This is a genomic window from Streptomyces sp. NPDC003248, from assembly GCF_055563235.1.
Genome location: NZ_JBVHDT010000001.1, coordinates 462,452 through 480,300 on the forward strand (window position 1 = coordinate 462,452; position 17,849 = coordinate 480,300).

At 70.4% G+C, this 17,849-nt stretch carries 14 protein-coding genes; 13 read left to right on the forward strand and 1 reads right to left on the reverse strand.

The window, feature by feature from the left end; translation table 11 throughout:
* The first annotated feature begins 145 nt into the window (after positions 1–145).
* The 3 genes from ACZ3KJ_RS02005 (at position 146) to clpX (ending at position 3,038) form a co-directional block, all read left to right on the forward strand.
* The gene (locus tag ACZ3KJ_RS02005) at positions 146–754 is read left to right on the forward strand and encodes an ATP-dependent Clp protease proteolytic subunit (protein WP_385065311.1); all 609 of its coding nucleotides are present in this window, start codon (positions 146–148) and stop codon (positions 752–754) included.
* 122 nt (positions 755–876) lie between these two features.
* A complete protein-coding gene (locus ACZ3KJ_RS02010) occupies positions 877–1,557 on the forward strand; it encodes an ATP-dependent Clp protease proteolytic subunit (RefSeq protein ID WP_389512368.1) in 681 nt (226 codons plus the stop codon).
* Between the two features lie 191 nt (positions 1,558–1,748).
* On the forward strand, positions 1,749–3,038 hold the full coding sequence (gene clpX / locus ACZ3KJ_RS02015) for an ATP-dependent Clp protease ATP-binding subunit ClpX (RefSeq protein ID WP_467523862.1): 1,290 nt from the start codon (positions 1,749–1,751) through the stop codon (positions 3,036–3,038).
* 86 nt (positions 3,039–3,124) lie between these two features.
* Here the strand turns inward: clpX and ACZ3KJ_RS02020 are convergent, their stop codons facing one another.
* A complete protein-coding gene (locus tag ACZ3KJ_RS02020) occupies positions 3,125–4,099 on the reverse strand; it encodes a hypothetical protein (protein WP_467523863.1) in 975 nt (324 codons plus the stop codon).
* Positions 4,100–4,236: 137 nt separating this feature from the next.
* Here ACZ3KJ_RS02020 and ACZ3KJ_RS02025 point away from each other — a divergent pair, with 137 nt between their 5' ends.
* The 10 genes from ACZ3KJ_RS02025 to ACZ3KJ_RS02070 all read left to right on the forward strand — a co-directional run bounded on the left by ACZ3KJ_RS02025 (position 4,237) and on the right by ACZ3KJ_RS02070 (position 17,813).
* Positions 4,237–6,861 carry a valine--tRNA ligase gene (locus tag ACZ3KJ_RS02025; RefSeq protein ID WP_467523865.1) on the forward strand — a complete coding sequence of 875 codons (2,625 nt, stop codon included), beginning with the start codon at positions 4,237–4,239 and terminating at the stop codon, positions 6,859–6,861.
* 94 nt (positions 6,862–6,955) lie between these two features.
* On the forward strand, positions 6,956–8,476 hold the full coding sequence (gene folC / locus ACZ3KJ_RS02030; RefSeq protein ID WP_467523867.1) for a bifunctional tetrahydrofolate synthase/dihydrofolate synthase: 1,521 nt from the start codon (positions 6,956–6,958) through the stop codon (positions 8,474–8,476).
* A gap of 8 nt (positions 8,477–8,484) precedes the next feature.
* Positions 8,485–8,838: a DUF4233 domain-containing protein gene (locus ACZ3KJ_RS02035; protein ID WP_385065249.1), complete on the forward strand. Its 354-nt coding sequence runs from the start codon at positions 8,485–8,487 to the stop codon at positions 8,836–8,838.
* A 63-nt stretch (positions 8,839–8,901) separates the two neighbouring features.
* A complete protein-coding gene (gene ndk / locus ACZ3KJ_RS02040; RefSeq protein WP_467523869.1) occupies positions 8,902–9,315 on the forward strand; it encodes a nucleoside-diphosphate kinase in 414 nt (137 codons plus the stop codon).
* 428 nt (positions 9,316–9,743) lie between these two features.
* The gene (locus ACZ3KJ_RS02045; protein ID WP_110628156.1) at positions 9,744–10,763 is read left to right on the forward strand and encodes a rod shape-determining protein; all 1,020 of its coding nucleotides are present in this window, start codon (positions 9,744–9,746) and stop codon (positions 10,761–10,763) included.
* Positions 10,764–10,933: 170 nt separating this feature from the next.
* Positions 10,934–11,875, forward strand: a complete 942-nt coding sequence (gene mreC, locus ACZ3KJ_RS02050) for a rod shape-determining protein MreC (protein ID WP_401697174.1) — start codon at positions 10,934–10,936, stop codon at positions 11,873–11,875.
* Positions 11,876–11,887: 12 nt separating this feature from the next.
* Positions 11,888–12,556: a rod shape-determining protein MreD gene (mreD, locus tag ACZ3KJ_RS02055; protein WP_467523871.1), complete on the forward strand. Its 669-nt coding sequence runs from the start codon at positions 11,888–11,890 to the stop codon at positions 12,554–12,556.
* A 116-nt stretch (positions 12,557–12,672) separates the two neighbouring features.
* The gene (mrdA, locus tag ACZ3KJ_RS02060; protein WP_467523872.1) at positions 12,673–14,931 is read left to right on the forward strand and encodes a penicillin-binding protein 2; all 2,259 of its coding nucleotides are present in this window, start codon (positions 12,673–12,675) and stop codon (positions 14,929–14,931) included.
* Complete coding sequence (gene rodA, locus ACZ3KJ_RS02065; RefSeq protein WP_467523874.1) at positions 14,928–16,127, forward strand: rod shape-determining protein RodA; 1,200 nt, start codon at positions 14,928–14,930, stop codon at positions 16,125–16,127. The genes mrdA and rodA overlap by 4 nt, the downstream gene beginning before the upstream one ends.
* Before the next feature lie 141 nt (positions 16,128–16,268).
* The gene (locus ACZ3KJ_RS02070) at positions 16,269–17,813 is read left to right on the forward strand and encodes a CYTH and CHAD domain-containing protein (protein ID WP_467523875.1); all 1,545 of its coding nucleotides are present in this window, start codon (positions 16,269–16,271) and stop codon (positions 17,811–17,813) included.
* Positions 17,814–17,849 lie beyond the last annotated feature (36 nt).

Genomic DNA, 17,849 nt, shown 5'->3' on the forward strand with positions numbered 1-17,849 from the left:
TCTCCGAAGGGACCCGCGCGTTAGGGTCCATGAATACGCGGGCAGGGGAGTCGCCGAACCGCCGGACGGCTCCACGCCCCGGCAGAAACACGTGAGACGGCCCGGCGCCGTCGTAAGACGAGCAGGTGGATACGTGACGAATCTGATGCCCTCCGCCGCCGGCGAGCCCTCCATCGGTGGCGGCCTCGGTGACCAGGTCTACAACCGGCTGCTCAACGAGCGGATCATCTTCCTCGGCCAGCCGGTCGACGACGACATCGCGAACAAGATCACCGCACAGCTGCTGCTCCTTGCCGCCGACCCGGACAAGGACATCTACCTGTACATCAACAGCCCCGGCGGTTCGATCACGGCCGGCATGGCGATCTACGACACGATGCAGTTCATCAAGAACGACGTGGTCACCATCGCCATGGGCCTCGCGGCCTCCATGGGCCAGTTCCTGCTCAGCGCGGGCACCCCCGGCAAGCGCTTCGCGCTGCCGAACGCCGAGATCCTGATCCACCAGCCCTCCGCCGGCCTGGCCGGCTCGGCCTCGGACATCAAGATCCACGCCGAGCGGCTGCTGCACACCAAGCGGCGCATGGCCGAGCTCACGGCCCAGCACACGGGTCAGACGATCGAGCAGATCACCCGCGACTCGGACCGCGACCGCTGGTTCGACGCCTTCGAGGCCAAGGAGTACGGCCTCATCGACGACGTCATCCCCACGGCCGCCGGCATGCCGGGCGGCGGCGGTACCGGGGCGGCCTAGCAGGGCCCGTCACGGCCTCCGGTCCCCGTGCGCTCCCGACGGGAGCACACGGCGCCCACGAGGCCGTCAGCACCCTCTCCAGCCCCTCCAGCCCACCGCCCGGACCCCCTCCAGGAGACACAGTGAACGACTTCCCCGGCAGCGGCCTGTACGACCGCACCCGCGCCGAGTACACCGGCCCCACGGCCGAGTCCCGCTACGTCATCCCGCGCTTCGTCGAGCGCACCTCCCAGGGCATCCGCGAGTACGACCCGTACGCGAAGCTCTTCGAGGAGCGGGTGATCTTCCTGGGCGTCCAGATCGACGACGCCTCCGCCAACGACGTCATGGCGCAGCTGCTGTGCCTGGAGTCGATGGACCCCGACCGCGACATCTCGGTCTACATCAACAGCCCCGGCGGCTCCTTCACGGCGCTGACGGCGATCTACGACACGATGCAGTTCGTGAAGCCGGACATCCAGACGGTCTGCATGGGCCAGGCGGCCTCCGCCGCCGCCGTCCTGCTGGCCGCCGGTACGCCCGGCAAGCGCATGGCGCTGCCCAACGCCCGCGTGCTGATCCACCAGCCGTACAGCGAGACCGGCCGCGGCCAGGTCTCCGACCTGGAGATCGCCGCGAACGAGATCCTGCGGATGCGCTCGCAGCTGGAGGAGATGCTGGCCAAGCACTCCACCACGCCGATCGAGAAGATCCGCGAGGACATCGAGCGCGACAAGATCCTCACGGCCGAGGACGCGCTGTCGTACGGGCTGATCGACCAGATCATCTCGACCCGGAAGATGAACAACACCAACCTGCGCTAGCGCGCCAGGGGGAGTATCGTCTGCCGCCCCTTGGCACGGTGGGGCACGGTCCGCGTTCACGCGCGGGACCCGAACCGCGCCAAGGGGGGCCCGAATGGGGGGCCCGGCAAGGTACCGTCGACATAAGGCAGCACCAGGAGCCGCTGGACTCTTAGCGTCCAGGCGTCTCCCAGGCGAAGGGGAAGCACACCGTGGCACGCATCGGTGACGGCGGCGATCTGCTCAAGTGCTCGTTCTGCGGCAAGAGCCAGAAGCAGGTCAAGAAGCTCATCGCAGGGCCCGGTGTGTACATCTGCGACGAGTGCATCGACCTCTGCAACGAGATCATCGAGGAAGAACTCGCGGAGACCAGCGAGGTCCGCTGGGAGGAGCTCCCGAAGCCGCGCGAGATCTACGAGTTCCTCGAGGGCTACGTGGTCGGCCAGGAGGCCGCCAAGAAGGCCCTGTCGGTCGCGGTGTACAACCACTACAAGCGGGTCCAGGCCGGTGAGAACGGCGGCGCGCAGAACCGCGACGACGCCATCGAGCTGGCGAAGTCGAACATCCTCCTGCTGGGCCCCACGGGCTCCGGCAAGACCCTCCTCGCGCAGACCCTGGCCCGCATGCTGAACGTGCCGTTCGCGATCGCCGACGCCACGGCGCTCACCGAGGCGGGGTACGTCGGCGAGGACGTCGAGAACATCCTGCTGAAGCTGATCCAGGCCGCCGACTACGACGTCAAGAAGGCCGAGACCGGGATCATCTACATCGACGAGATCGACAAGGTCGCGCGGAAGAGTGAAAACCCCTCCATCACCCGCGACGTGTCGGGCGAGGGCGTCCAGCAGGCCCTGCTGAAGATCCTGGAGGGCACGACCGCCTCCGTCCCGCCGCAGGGCGGCCGCAAACACCCCCACCAGGAGTTCATCCAGATCGACACGACGAACGTGCTGTTCATCGTGGGCGGTGCCTTCTCGGGCCTGGAGAAGATCATCGAGTCCCGGGCCGGCGCCAAGGGCATCGGCTTCGGCGCGACGATCCGCTCCAAGCGGGAGCTGGAGGCCAAGGACCAGTTCGAGGACGTCATGCCCGAGGACCTGGTCAAGTTCGGCATGATCCCCGAGTTCATCGGCCGGCTGCCCGTGATCACCTCGGTGCACAACCTGGACCGCGAGGCCCTGCTCCAGATCCTGGTCGAGCCGCGCAACGCGCTGGTCAAGCAGTACCAGCGCCTCTTCGAACTCGACGGGGTGGAGCTGGACTTCGAGCGGGAGGCCCTCGAGGCCATCGCCGACCAGGCCATCCTCCGCCAGACCGGCGCCCGCGGCCTGCGCGCCATCATGGAGGAGGTCCTGATGTCGGTGATGTACGAGGTCCCGTCCCGCAAGGACGTGGCCCGCGTCGTCATCACGGCGGACGTCGTCCACTCCAACGTCAACCCGACCCTGATCCCCCGCGACGCGCGGGGCGGCCGGGGCTCGGGGGAGCAGAAGACGGCGTAACCGCCTGCGCGCGGCAACCGCCGTCCGCGACACGACGAAGGGGCCCCGGTCGACCGACCGGGGCCCCTTCGCGTGCGCGGGCGGCGTCAGAGGGCGACGCGGGCCTCCTTGCGCACGTCGGCCGCGATCTCGGCGGACTCGTCGAGCGAGTAGGTCGTGGCGCCGGCGGTCGGCTCGACCACGCCCATGGTGCTGTAGTCGGCCCAGATGCACATGTAGGTGGTCTGGGTCTTCTCGGTGAGCGCGTTCTCGCTCTCCGCCTTCTGGCACCGCATCACGGCGCCGTCCAGGTTGTCGGGCTCGACGGTCTCGGCGTCGCCGATCAGCGTGATGTCGTCGTCCGACTCCGCCTTCATCTGGGAGAAGGTGATGTCGAGGGCCTTCTCGGGGTCCGCGATCGTGCCGTAGACGCCGAAGAAGGTGATGTTCTCGGCGGTCTGGGTCTTGGCCACGTCGGACGGGTCGGTGGTGTCGAGGGAGGTCAGGTCGATCGTCGAGTAGATGGCGCCGATCGAGGTGGCGTCGGTGACGCCGGCCTTGGCGAGGTCCTTCTCGTCGCTCTCGCTCGCCTCCTCCTCCGCCGAGTCGCCCATCCGCTGGTACTTGTCGGACAGCAGGGAGGCCGGTGCGGTCAGCTTGTGCGGGCCGTCGTCCTCCAGACCGCCGGCACCCCCGCCGCCGGCGAGCACGAAGTAGGCGCCCACACCGATCGCCGCCACCACCGCGACCGCGCCGATCACCAGGCCGGTCTTCTTCTTGCCGCCGCCCGGCGCCGGCGGGTGCGGGACACCGTAGGGGGCCTGGCCGTACGGGGGCTGCTGGCCGTAGGGGGGCTGGCCGCCGTAGGGCGGGGTGGGCGGCTGCTGGCCGTACGGGCCCGGCTGCTGGGGCTGCTGGCCGTAGGGCGGGGTCTGGGGCGGAACACCCTGAGGGGGCTGCTGGGGGTAGCCGTAGCCGGGCTGGGGGGCCGGCGGCTGCTGGCCGTACGGACCCGGCTGGCCGTACGGGCCGGGCTGCTGAGGCGGCTGCCCGCCGTACGGGCCCGGCTGGTTGTAGCTCATTCCTGGGTTCCCCTCCAGAAAGCTTATGTGTTTTTCACATCCTGGCTCACCGCCTGTGGGACCACTGCGCCGGGGGCCCCACCGTTACAGAACAAACGCGTTTCGGGACGGCGTCGTGACACCTCTAAACTGAGCCCGTGACCGACAACGCTCAGCAGCAGCCACCAGCGCCCACGACCGAACTGCCGACCCAGTACGCGCCGGCCGAGGTAGAGGGGACGCTGTACGAGCGCTGGGTGGAACGGGGTTACTTCGCCGCCGACGCGAGCAGTGACAAGCCCGCGTACACCATCGTCATCCCGCCGCCGAACGTCACCGGCTCGCTCCACCTCGGCCACGCCTTCCAGCACACCCTCATGGACGCCCTCACGCGCCGCAAGCGCATGCAGGGCTACGAGGCGCTGTGGCTGCCCGGCATGGACCACGCCGGCATCGCCACCCAGAACAAGGTCGAGCAGCAGCTCGCCGAGGAGGGCAAGTCCCGCCACGACCTGGGCCGCGAGGCGTTCGTCGAGCGCGTCTGGCGGTGGAAGGAGGAGTACGGCGGCAAGATCCTCGGCCAGATGCGGCGCCTCGGTGACGGCGTCGACTGGAGCCGCGAGCGGTTCACCATGGACGAGGGCCTGTCCAAGGCCGTCGGCACCATCTTCAAGAAGCTCTACGAGGACGAGCTGATCTACCGCGCCGAGCGCATCATCAACTGGTGCCCGCGCTGTCTGACCGCCATCTCCGACATCGAGGTGGAGTACCAGGAGGACGCCGGCGAGCTGGTCTCCATCCGGTACGGCGAGGGCGAGGACTCCCTGGTCGTCGCCACCACCCGCGCCGAGACGATGCTCGGTGACACGGCCGTCGCCGTCCACCCCGACGACGAGCGCTACCGGCACCTGGTCGGCCGGCAGATCAAGCTCCCGCTGACCGACCGGACCATCCCGGTCGTCGCCGACGAGCACGTCGACCCCGAGTTCGGCACCGGCGCCGTCAAGGTCACCCCGGCCCACGACCCGAACGACTTCGCGATCGGCCAGCGCCACGGCCTGCCCGCCATGACGATCATGGACGAGCACGGCGTCATCACCGTCCACGGTCCCTTCCTCGGCCTGGACCGCTTCGAGGCCCGCTCGGCGGTCGTCGGCGCGCTCCGGGCGCAGGGCCGGATCGTCGCCGAGAAGCGCCCCTACATGCACTCCGTGGGCCACTGCTCGCGCTGCAAGACCACGGTCGAGCCGCGGCTGTCCATGCAGTGGTGGGTCAAGGTCGGCCCGCTCGCGCAGGCCGCCGGTGACGCGGTCCGCGACGGCCGGGTCAAGATCCACCCCGAGGAGATGTCGAAGCGCTACTTCGACTGGGTCGACAACATGCACGACTGGTGCATCTCGCGCCAGCTGTGGTGGGGCCACCGCATCCCGATCTGGTACGGCCCCGACGGCGAGGTCGTCTGCGTCGGCCCCGACGAGGAGCCGCCGGCCGGCGAGGGCTGGACCCAGGACTCCGACGTCCTCGACACCTGGTTCTCCTCCGGCCTGTGGCCCTTCTCCACGCTCGGCTGGCCGGAGAAGACCCCGGACCTGGCGAAGTTCTACCCGACCGACGTCCTGCTCACCGGCCACGACATCATCTTCTTCTGGGTCGCCCGGATGATGATGTTCGGCCTGTACGCGATGGACGGCGAGGTCCCCTTCCACACCATCGCGCTCACCGGCCTGGTCCGGGACGAGTTCGGCAAGAAGATGTCGAAGTCCTTCGGCAACGTCGTCGACCCGCTCGACTGGATGGACAAGTACGGCTCCGACGCCGTCCGCTTCACCCTGGCCCGGGGCGCCAACCCCGGCGCCGACGTGCCGATCGGCGAGGACTGGGTCCAGGCGTCCCGCAACTTCGCCAACAAGATCTGGAACGCCACCCGCTTCGCGATGATGAACGGCGCCACGATCGAGGGCGACCTGCCCCCGGCCGAGGAGCTGTCGCCGACCGACCGCTGGATCCTGTCGCGGCTCAACGAGACCGTGGCGCAGGTCGACGCCTACTACGAGGACTACCAGTTCGCCAAGCTCAGCGAGGCGCTGTACCACTTCGCGTGGGACGAGGTCTTCGACTGGTACGTCGAGCTGACCAAGACCACCTTCTTCGCGGGCGGCGAGCCGGCGAAGATCACCGGCCGGGTCCTCGGCGAGGTCCTCGACGTGCTGCTGCGGCTGCTCCACCCGGTCGTCCCGTTCGTCACCGACACCCTGTGGACGACCCTCACCGGCGGTGAGTCCCTGGTGGTCGCCGACTGGCCGAAGGACTCCGGGTTCCGCGACCGGGCCGCCGAGCGCGAGATCGAGACCCTCCAGTCCGTCATCACCGAGGTCCGCCGCTTCCGCGCCGACCAGGGCCTCCAGCCCGGCCAGCGGGTCCCGGCCCGCCTGGAGCTGGGCGGCACCGCGCTCGCCCCGCACGAGGCGGCCATCCGCCAGCTGCTGCGGCTCCAGCCGGAGGGCGAGGCCTTCTCGGCGACGGCGACCCTGCCGGTCGCAGGCGCCACGGTCGCGCTGGACCTGTCCGGCACGATCGACGTGGCGGCGGAGCGCAAGCGGCTGGCCAAGGACCTGGCCGCCGCCGAGAAGGAGAAGGCCCAGGCGAACGCCAAGCTCGGCAACGAGGCCTTCCTCGCCAAGGCGCCGGACAACGTCGTGGAGAAGATCCGCACACGGCTGGCCAAGGCGGAGGAGGACATCGCCCGCATCCAGGCCCAGCTGGAGCGGCTCCCGCAGGCGTGAGAGTCCCGTGCCCACGGAGGTGAAGGCCCCCGGAACCCGACGGTTCCGGGGGCCTTCGCCCACCTCTGTCACCTCCCCTCCGTAGACTGGCCTCGTGAGCGAGCTCCCCCCGAACGGCAACCACGACCAGCCCGACCCCCTCGATTCCTTCGACGAGATCATCGCGGCCGAGACCGACCGCGACCCCGATCTCGCGGTCATCGAGGCGGGCAGCCGCACCCTGCGCACGCAGGGCGGTCCGCCGCAGGCCGACGTGCCGGCACGGCCCGAGGATCCCGAGATCGACAAGGCCCTGCGCGAGGTCGAGGCGGAGCTGGCCACGCGGTGGGGGGAGACCAAGCTGGAGCCGTCCGTCAGCCGGATCGCCGCGCTGATGGACGTGCTGGGGGAGCCGCAGCGGTCGTACCCCTCCCTGCACATCACGGGGACCAACGGCAAGACGTCCACCGCCCGCATGATCGAGGCCCTGCTGGGCGCCTTCGAACTGCGGACCGGCCGCTACACCTCCCCCCACGTCCAGTCGATCACCGAGCGCATCAGCCTGGACGGCGCGCCCGTGTCGGCCGAGCGGTTCATCGAGACGTACCGGGACATCAAGCCGTACGTCGAGATGGTCGACCAGGCGCAGGAGTACCGGCTGTCCTTCTTCGAGGTGCTCACCGGCATGGCGTACGCGGCCTTCGCCGACGCCCCCGTCGACGTGGCCGTCGTCGAGGTCGGCATGGGCGGCTCCTGGGACGCGACCAACGTCATCGACGGGGACGTCGCCGTCGTCACCCCGATCGACCTGGACCACACCGACCGGCTCGGCGCCACCACCGCCGCGATCGCCGCCGAGAAGGGCGGGATCATCAAGCAGGACGCGACGGTCATCCTGGCCCAGCAGCCGGTCGACGCCGCCCAGGTGCTGCTGAAGAAGGCCGTCGAGGTCGACGCGACCGTGGCCCGGGAAGGGCTGGAGTTCGGCGTCGTGTCCCGCCAGGTCGCCGTCGGCGGCCAGTTGCTGACCCTGCGCGGCCTGGGCGGCGAGTACGGCGAGGTGTACCTCCCGCTGCACGGCGCCTACCAGGCGCACAACGCCGCCGTCGCGCTCGCCGCCGTCGAGGCGTTCTTCGGCGTCGGCTCCCAGCGGCCCGAGCCGCTGGACGTCGACACCGTCCGCAAGGCCTTCGCGTCCGTGTCGTCGCCGGGCCGCCTGGAGGTCGTCCGCCGGTCCCCGACCGTCGTGCTGGACGCGGCCCACAACCCCGCGGGCGCCCGCGCCACCGCCGAGGCGGTCGGCGAGGCCTTCGACTTCAGCCGGCTGATCGGCGTGGTCGGGGCCAGCGGCGACAAGAACGTACGGGGGCTGCTGGAGGCCTTCGAGCCGATCTTCGCCGAGGTCGTGATCACCCAGAACTCCAGCCACCGCGCGATGGACGCCGACGAACTCGCCGCGATCGCCGTCGAGGTGTTCGGCGAGGAGCGCGTCCAGGTCGAGCCGCGCCTGCCCGACGCCCTGGAGGCGGCGATCACGCTCGCCGAGGAGGAGGGCGAGTTCGCGGGCGGCGGTGTCCTCGTCACCGGTTCCGTCATCACCGTCGGGGAAGCCCGGCTGCTCCTGGGGAAGGGCTGAGGCTCACCATGCGTACGCTCTGTTCCTCGACCCTGATCGGCGAGTTCTTCATCATCGGCTTCGCCGGTCTGGTCGCCATGAAGGATCCCGACCTGTCCATGACCACGGTGTGGACGGTGTGCGGTGTCGCGATGCTGCTGAGCGTGCTGCTGTGCGGCATGGTCACCCGGCCCGGGGGCGTCGCCCTCGGCTGGGCCTTGCAGATCGCCCTGGTCGCCTCCGGCTTCTTCGTCCCCATGATGTTCGTCCTGGGCGTGCTCTTCGGAGCCCTGTGGTGGGCGTCCGTGCACTACGGACGGAAGATCGACGAGGCGAAGGCCCGCTTCGCCGCGCAGGCCGGTTCCACCCCTGACGCTGTGTGACCGGCGCACGGACACGCCCTGTAATCTCGTCCCACCGCACACCGGCAGCAGAAGGAGCCCCCCGTGAGCCAGCGCACCCTCGTCCTCCTCAAGCCCGACGCCGTCCGTCGTGGCCTGACCGGCGAGATCATCAGCCGTATCGAGCGCAAGGCCGACTGGCGGATCACGGCGCTGGAGCTGCGCACGCTGGACCAGGAGACCCTGGAGCAGCACTACGGCGAGCACAAGGGCAAGCCCTTCTACGAGCCGCTGGTGGAGTTCATGGCCTCCGGCCCGGTCGTGGCGCTGATCGTCGAGGGTGAGCGGGTCATCGAGGGCGTGCGCGCGCTGGCCGGCCCGACCGACCCGATCGCCGCCGCCCCCGGCTCCATCCGCGGCGACTACGGCGTCATCGTCCGCGAGAACCTGATCCACGCCTCCGACTCCGAGGAGTCCGCCGAGCGCGAGGTGAAGATCTTCTTCCCGGCCCACGCGTAGCCCTGGCCCACGCATAGCCCTGGCCCACGCGTAGCCCCGGGCGCCGCGCGTGACGCTCCGGGGAGCCGGGACGCTTCCGAGGCGTCTCCGCGGCACCCCGGCCGCCGCGCACCCGCCGAGGCACCCGCGAAGTTTTCGTGCAACTTTTTGACGGCGTGTCAGTTGACCTGTCAACCCGACCGAGGACGGCCGTACCTTTTCGGCCGTCCTTCGGTATATGCGTGCCGATCGGGGGAACGCGTTCCCCCGATGGCCCGTCTCCACAAGCGAGGCGTCACGGCATCTGCTGACAATGGCGAAGACCCTCGCGCAGTGTTCGTGCAAGCGCGTTTACGATGTAAGCCTTCACGTCACAGCACCCACCTCGCCGACCTGAAAAGCCCTCAAAAGCTCATGGGAAGGCCAGTCGAATCCTGATGGGGAACTCAATGTCGTTCATCGGCCGTGACATGGCTGTCGACCTCGGGACCGCCAACACGCTGGTGTACGTCAGGGGTCGCGGGATCGTACTCAACGAGCCGTCCGTCGTCGCGATCAACACCAACACCGGTGGCATCCTCGCGGTCGGCGCCGAAGCCAAGAAGATGATCGGGCGGACCCCTGGCAACATCGTGGCCGTGCGTCCTCTGAAGGACGGGGTCATCGCCGACTTCGAGATCACCGAGCGCATGCTCCGCTACTTCATCCTGAAGATCCACAAGCGGCGGTACCTCGCCCGGCCGCGCGTCGTCGTCTGCGTCCCCTCCGGCATCACCGGCGTCGAGCGCCGTGCCGTCATCGAGGCGTCGACCCAGGCCGGCGCCCGGCAGGTGCACATCATCGAGGAGCCCATGGCGGCGGCCATCGGCTCCGGCCTGCCGGTCCACGAGGCCACCGGCAACATGGTGGTGGACATCGGCGGCGGCACCACCGAGGTCGCGGTCATCTCGCTCGGCGGCATCGTCACCGCCCAGTCCATCCGCGTCGCGGGCGACGAGCTGGACAACGCGATCATCCAGCACATCAAGAAGGAGTACAGCCTCCTCCTGGGTGAGCGGACGGCCGAGCAGATCAAGATCACCATCGGCTCGGCATACGACCTCGACACCGACGAGCACACCGAGATCCGCGGCCGCGACCTGGTCTCCGGGCTGCCCAAGACCGTCGTCATCTCCGCCGCGGAGGTGCGCAAGGCGATCGAGGAGCCCGTCAACGCCATCGTCGACGCCGTGAAGACCACGCTCGACAAGTGCCCGCCGGAGCTGTCCGGCGACATCATGGACCGCGGAATCGTCCTGACCGGCGGCGGCGCCCTGCTGCGCGGTCTGGACGAACGGCTGCGGCGCGAGACCGGAATGCCGATCCACATCGCCGAGGACCCGCTGGACAGCGTGGCGCTCGGATCCGGCAAGTGCGTCGAGGAGTTCGAGGCGCTCCAGCAGGTCCTGGACGCCGCACCCCGCAGATGACGTAACGCTTCGATTCCGCCGTACGAGATGACCGCCTCTCGTGCGGCGGATCGTTGATATAGAGGCATAAGATCCGCAAAGAGCCTCGAAACATCCCATACGGCGCCCTCGGATTTCTCCGGGGGCGACCCGAATTCCCGATTCCTATGAGAAGGGCACGGCCGCCGCACGTGAGGGACACACGAGAGAGCCGGCTGCTCCTGGTGCTGCTGATCGCCGTCGCGTTCGCACTGATCACGGTCGACATCCGCGGTGGCGAGGACTCCCCGGTCGACGGGGCCCGGCGCGCCGCGGCCGCGGTCCTCGGCCCGGTCGAGAACGGGGTGGCCTCGGCGGTCGACCCGGTCGGCAACGCCGTCTCCGCGGTCCGCGACTCCGGCGAACGCCACGACCGGCTCGCCGAACTGGAGCAGGAGAACGCGGCCCTCAAGGCGAAGCTCGGCAGCGACGACCGCAACCGCAGCCGCCTGGCGCAGCTCGACAAGATGCTGCGCACCGCCGGCGCCGGCCAGTACGGCATCAAGGGCGCCGAGGTCATCGCGATAGGAGCGGCCCAGGGCTTCTCCTGGACCGTCACCATCGACATCGGCGCCGACGACGGCATCGAGCGGGACATGACCGTCCTCAACGGCGACGGACTCGTCGGCCGGGTGACGACCGTGGGCCCGGACACCGCCACCGTCCTCCTCGCCAACGACCCCGACTTCACCGTCGGCACGCGCATGGAGGCCGGCGACGAGCTCGGCTTCGCCTCCGGACAGGGCGACCGCCCGCTGCGCGTCGAACTCCTCAACGGCAAGGCCGAGGTGAAGAAGGGCGACCGGCTCGTCACCTTCGGCTCGCAGGCCGACAAGCCGTTCGTCCCCGGCGTCCCCGTCGGCGTGGTCTCCCGCGTCGACCCCTCCGGCGGCGACCTGACCCGCACCCTCTACGTCACGCCGTACGTCAGCTTCACCAAGCTGGACATCGTCGGCGTCGTCGTCGAGGCCCCGAAGAAGGACCCCCGCGACACCGTGCTCCCCGCGAAGCCCCAACCGGTCCCCACGCCCACGGTGACCGTCACGGTCACCCCGGACGCGAACGCACCCGCCGACGGCCAGGACGAGCAGTAGGAGCTGACTACCATGCGCGTCAACCGGATCCTGCTCTCCGTCCCGCTGATCGCCGTCGCCCTGGTGGTCCAGGTGAGCGTCCTCGCCCGCCTCCACCTCCCCGGCGCCGTCCCCGACCTGCTCCTCCTCACCGTCCTGGGCCTGGCCATGGTGTACGGCCATGTCGGCGGCGCCCTCATCGGCTTCGGCGCCGGCCTGCTCGCCGACCTCGCCCCGCCCGCCGACCACGCGGCCGGCCGCTACGCCCTCGTGCTGTGCGTGATCGGCTACCTCGCCGGTCTCGTCAAGCCGGAGACCGGGCAGATCAAGTCGGCCACCGGCCCCATGGTCGTGGTCGTCGCCGCGGCGGTCGGCTCCACCCTGCTGTACGCGGGGGTCGGCGCCCTCGTCGGCGACACCACCGCCCGCCATGTGGGCCTCACCGGGCTGCTGTTCTCGGCGGCCCTGTACGACCTGCTGCTCGCCCCGTTCGTCGTCCCCGCCGTGATGTTCCTGGCCCGGCGCGCGGAGAACGACCCGCTGGCCGACACCAACGCCGCCCAGAAGGCCGACATCTCCTCCGGGTGGCTCGCCTCCGGCACCGGTCTGCGGATCGGCGGCCAGCGGGGCGGTCTGAAACTGCGGGCCGCGCGCTCCCGGGTCGCCCGCGCCGGCCGGATCAAGGGGGTCAAGCGGCTGTGACCGCGGGGGAGTTCACCCGAACGGGGAAGTTCCGGCGGAACGAGGCCGCACCGGCCCGTCGTTCATCATTCGTCCGCGCACATACGTTCGCGCGCTGAGAGGGGGAGACAGCCGCAGTGACCAACATTCCCGAGACCGGGCGGACCCCACGCGTCCAGATCCGGCTCGTCGTGATCCAGATCCTCGTCCTCTCCCTCCTCGGCACCCTCGGCGGCCGCCTGTGGTATCTCCAGATCCGGGAGGGCGCGGAGTACGCCAAGGAGGCCTCCGGCAACCACGTTCAGCAGGTCGTCGAGCCCGCGGTGCGCGGCTCCATCCTGGACGCGCGCGGGGTGCCGCTCGCGGACAACGAGACCCGGCTGGTCGTCTCCGCCTCCCGCACCGACCTGCTGAAGCAGAAGGACGACGGCAAGGCCGTCCTCACCAAGCTCGCGGGCGTCCTCGGCATGTCCCCCGAGGAGGTCATGCAGAAGGTCCGGCTGTGCGACGCGGAGACCCCCCAGCCCTGCTGGAACGGCTCGCCGTACCAGCCCATCCCCATCACCGACGAGGCCACACCCAAGCAGGCCCTCCAGATCCGTGAGCGCGCCGAGGACTTCCCCGGCATCACCGCGGAACCCGAGGCCGTACGCCGCTACCCGAGCCCCGGCAAGGCCAACACGGCCCAGGTCCTCGGCTACCTCTCCCCGGTCACCGACGAGGAGATCACCAAGGCCCAGGACACCGACTCGCCCTTCCTCCGCTCCGACCAGGTCGGCCGCAGCGGCCTGGAGCGCCAGTACGACAAGGAACTGCGCGGCAAGGCCGGCGTCACCCGGTACGAGGTCGACAACCTCGGCCGTGTCATCGGCGAGGCCGAGGCCACCCCGGCCGAGCCCGGCTCCAACCTCGTCACCAGCATCGACGCCCGCGTGCAGCGGGTCGCCGAGTACGAGCTGAACGAGGCGATGAAGGAGGCCCGCAAGCAGCTCGACCGCAACACCGGGGTCAACTACAAGGCCGACGCCGGAGCGGTCGTCGTGATGGAGGCCAAGACCGGCCGCGTCGTCGCCATGGCGTCCAACCCCACGTACGACCCGAACGCGTGGGTCGGCGGCATCTCCGCCAAGGACTACCAGCAGCTGACCGGCAAGTCCTCCAACTACCCGCTGCTCAACCGGGCCATACAGGGCCAGGCGGCGCCCGGCTCCATCTTCAAGGTGGTCTCCACGGCCGCCGCGGTGGAGGCCGGCTACGACTTCGACGGCCGCTACGACTGCTCCAGCTCGTACTCGGTCGGCGGCCAGGTCTTCAAGAACTTCGAGTCGGCGAACTACGGCCCCATCAGCCTCGGCCGCGCCCTGGAGGTCTCCTGCGACACCGTCTTCTACCGGCTCGCCCACAGCCAGTGGCAGAAGGACGGCGGCATCGACCCGAAGGCGAAGCCCAACGACTACTTCTTCAAGGCCGCCCACCAGTTCGGCCTCGGCGAGGAGACCGGTATCGACCTGCCCAACGAGGTCACCGGCCGCGTCCCCGACCGCGAGTGGAAGCAGTCGTACTGGGAGGCCAACAAGGACGCCTGGTGCAAGACGGGGAAGAAGGACGGCAGTTACGTCGAGAAGATCGCGTACGAGAACTGCCTCGAGGGCAACAAGATGCGTGCCGGTGACGAGATCAACTACTCCATCGGCCAGGGCGACACCCTCGTGACCCCGATCCAGATGGCCACCATCTACGCGGCCATCGCCAACGGCGGCACCCTCTACGACCCCACGGTCGGCAAGGCGATCGTCAGCGCCGACGGCAAGACCGTGACGGAGATCGAGCCCCAGTCGCACGGCAAGCTGCCGGTCTCCCAGAAGACGCTGGCCCAGATGGACGAGGCCCTCGAGGGCGTGGCCACCCGCGGTACCGCCGCCTGGCGCTTCGGCGGCTGGCCCCAGGACGAGATCCCGATGCACGCCAAGACCGGTACCGCCGAGGTCTACGGCAAGCAGACGACGTCCTGGTTCGCCACGTACACCGAGGACTACACCATCGTCATGACGATCTCCCAGGGCGGTACGGGCTCCGGCGCCTCGGGCCCGGCCGTGCGCAACATCTACGACGCGCTGTACGGCGTGTCCGACGACGGCACCATCAACAAGGAGAACGCGCTGCTGCCCACTCCGCTGAAGGACCTGCCGAAGATCAAGACGGACGGCACCATCGCCTCCCCGAAGATCTCCAAGGACCCGGCCAAGGAGCAGCAGGCCAGCCAGAAGGCCACCGAGGAGGGCGCGCCCACGGACGACGGGACGCAGCCCGCCGCGACCGTGGCCTCGCCCGAGGCGGAGAACCGTGACACCCGGCGGCGACGGCGCGGGCGAGGAAGCCGGAGGAAGTGCACATGACCGGCGCGAACAGCTTCTCCGTCTCCGGGTACGGGCCCGAGCGGGCCGGCTGGACGCGGCTCTTCGCCCGCGACTCGATGGCCCGGCGCCTGGACTGGCCGATACTGCTGTCGGCCGTCGCCCTGTCGCTGATCGGCTCGCTGCTGGTGTACTCGGCGACCCGCAACCGCACCGAGATCAACCAGGGCGACCCGTACTACTTCCTGATCCGGCACCTGATGAACACCGGCATCGGGCTCGCCCTGATGGCCGGTACGGTCTGGCTCGGCCACCGCACCCTGCGCAACGCGGTGCCGGTCCTCTACGGGCTGTCGGTCCTGCTGATCCTGCTGGTGCTCACCCCGCTCGGCTCCACCGTCAACGGCGCGCACTCGTGGATCGTGCTCGGCGGGGGCTTCTCGCTCCAGCCCTCGGAGTTCGTGAAGATCACGATCATCCTCGGCATGGCGATGCTGCTGGCGGCCCGGGTCGACGCCGGCGACAAGCCCTACCCCGACCACCGCACGGTGCTCCAGGCCCTCGGCCTCGCCGCCGTCCCCATGATGATCGTGATGCTCATGCCCGACCTGGGCTCCGTCATGGTCATGGTGATCATCGTGCTGGGTGTGCTGCTGGCCTCGGGCGCCTCCAACCGCTGGGTCTTCGGCCTGCTCGGCGCGGGCGCGACGGGCGCGGTCGCGGTGTGGCAGCTGCACATCCTGGACGACTACCAGATCGCCCGCTTCGCGGCCTTCGCCAACCCCAGCCTCGACCCGGCGGGCGTCGGCTACAACACCAACCAGGCCCGGATCGCGATCGGCTCGGGCGGACTGACCGGGTCCGGGCTGTTCCAGGGGTCCCAGACCACCGGTCAGTTCGTCCCCGAGCAGCAGACGGACTTCGTCTTCACGGTGGCGGGCGAGGAACTCGGCTTCGTGGGCGGTGGCCTGATCATCGTTCTGCTGGGCGTCATCCTCTGGCGCTCCTGCCGCATCGCCCGTGAGACGAGCGAGCTGTACGGCACGATCGTCGCCGCCGGGATCGTCGCCTGGTTCGCCTTCCAGTCCTTCGAGAACATCGGCATGACGCTCGGCATCATGCCGGTCACCGGTCTTCCGCTGCCGTTCGTGTCGTACGGAGGCTCGTCGATGTTCGCGGTGTGGGTGGCGGTGGGGCTCTTGCAGTCGATCCGGGTCCAACGGCCCATGTCCGCGTGAGCGGAGCGCGACACGGCCGGCCGAGCACCTGACCCAAGGCCGACCCAAGGCCGATCCGGGGCCGATCGGGAGCCGATCCGGGGCTGAGCCGGGGCCGGAGGGAACTGCCCTCCGGCCCCGGCTTGCCACTAGATTCGGTTCATGGCGGAGACGAGACGCGAGATCGAGCGCAAGTACGCATCCGACGACAGCGGACTGCCCGACCTGACCGGCGTCGCCGGGGTCGCGGCCGTACTCGACCGGGGCATCGCCGAACTGGACGCCGTCTACTACGACACCGCCGACGAACGCCTCGCCGCCGCCTCCGTCACCCTGCGCCGCCGCACCGGCGGCTCCGACGCGGGCTGGCACCTGAAGCTCCCGGTCGCCCCGGGCGTCCGCGACGAGATCCGCGCGCCGCTGTCCGACACCGTCCCGGACCTCCTGGCCGGCCTGGTCCGCTCCCGGGTCCGGGACGCCGAACTGGTCCCGGTGGTCCGGCTGCGTTCCGCCCGGGACGTGCGCGAGCTCGTCGACGCGGAGGGCCGGCTGCTCGCCGAGGTCAGTGCGGACGCCGTCCGGGCGGACCGGCTGACCGGCGCGGGCGGCTCCGCCCGGTGGAGCGAGATCGAGGTCGAACTCGCCGACGGCGGCGACCCCGCCTTCCTCGACCAGGTGGAGCGAACGCTGCGCGGGGCGGGCGTACGGCCGTCCCGGTCGGCGTCGAAACTGGCGCGGGCGCTGGCGGAGATCCGGCCGGGGAAGGGGGAGGCCGCCTCGGGAGCGGGGCGTGGACCGTCCGCCGGCGGGCCCGTGACCGCCGGCGACCACGTCCTGGCCTACCTCCGCGCCCAGCGGGACGCCCTCGTCGAGCTCGACCCGGCCGTCCGCCGGGACCTGCCCGACTTCGTGCACCGCATGCGCGTCGCCACCCGCCGCGCCCGCAGCGCCCTGAGGTCCCACGCCAAGGTCCTCGACCGCTCCGTCACCGGACCCGTCGGCGAGGAACTGAAGTGGCTCGCCGGGGAACTGGGCGTGGACCGGGATCAGGAGGTGCTCCTGGAGCGGCTGACGGCCGCCGTGGACCGGCTGCCCGCCCCGTCGGCCACCGGCCCGGTCCGCGCCCGTCTGCGCACCTGGTCGCGGACGCGCGGCGGGGGCTCCCGCCGTCTGACCGCCGTCCTGGACGGCGGCCGGTACCTGGCGCTGCTGGCCGCGCTGGACCGGCTGGTGGACGAGCCGCCGCTGCTTCCGGCCGCCGCCGGTGAGCCGTCGAAGGTGATCGCCAGGGCCGTGCGCAAGGACTTCGGGCAGGTGGCGGCCCTCGTCGGGGAGGCGCTCGGGCACCCGGCCGGGCCGGAGCGCGACCTGGCGCTGCACGAGGCCCGCAAGAAGGCCAAGCGGACCCGTTACGCGGCGGAGGCGGCGGTGCCGGCGCTCGGCGAGCCCGCCGCCGACCTCGTCCGGCAGATGAAGTCCCTCCAGGGTCTGCTCGGCGACCACCAGGACAGCGTGATGACCCGCGAGGCCCTGCGCGACCTCGCCGCCGAGGCGCACGCGGCGGGGGAGGACGCCTTCGCGTACGGCCTGCTGTACGGCCGGGAGGAGCGGCGGGCGGAGCTCGCGGAGGCGGCGCTGCCCGGAGCGTGGGCGGCGATCAGGGGGAGAACGGCGGTCTGGGAGGCGCCCGCGGGCGGGTTAGGCTAGATGGTCACCCGTCCCCCAGCCTCCGGCCGGGGGGTA

What these genes read in the sequence shown, in the direction of transcription:
- ACZ3KJ_RS02035 (WP_385065249.1), top strand. Translation starts at nt 8,485, where the DNA reads ATGCGTACGCTCTGTTCCTCGACCCTGATCGGCGAGTTCTTCATCATC.
- ACZ3KJ_RS02020 (WP_467523863.1), bottom strand. Translation starts at nt 4,099, where the DNA reads ATGAGCTACAACCAGCCGGGCCCGTACGGCGGGCAGCCGCCTCAGCAG.
- mreD (WP_467523871.1), top strand. Translation starts at nt 11,888, where the DNA reads ATGCGCGTCAACCGGATCCTGCTCTCCGTCCCGCTGATCGCCGTCGCC.
- rodA (WP_467523874.1), top strand. Translation starts at nt 14,928, where the DNA reads ATGACCGGCGCGAACAGCTTCTCCGTCTCCGGGTACGGGCCCGAGCGG.
- ACZ3KJ_RS02045 (WP_110628156.1), top strand. Translation starts at nt 9,744, where the DNA reads ATGTCGTTCATCGGCCGTGACATGGCTGTCGACCTCGGGACCGCCAAC.
- ACZ3KJ_RS02005 (WP_385065311.1), top strand. Translation starts at nt 146, where the DNA reads ATGCCCTCCGCCGCCGGCGAGCCCTCCATCGGTGGCGGCCTCGGTGAC.
- ACZ3KJ_RS02070 (WP_467523875.1), top strand. Translation starts at nt 16,269, where the DNA reads ATGGCGGAGACGAGACGCGAGATCGAGCGCAAGTACGCATCCGACGAC.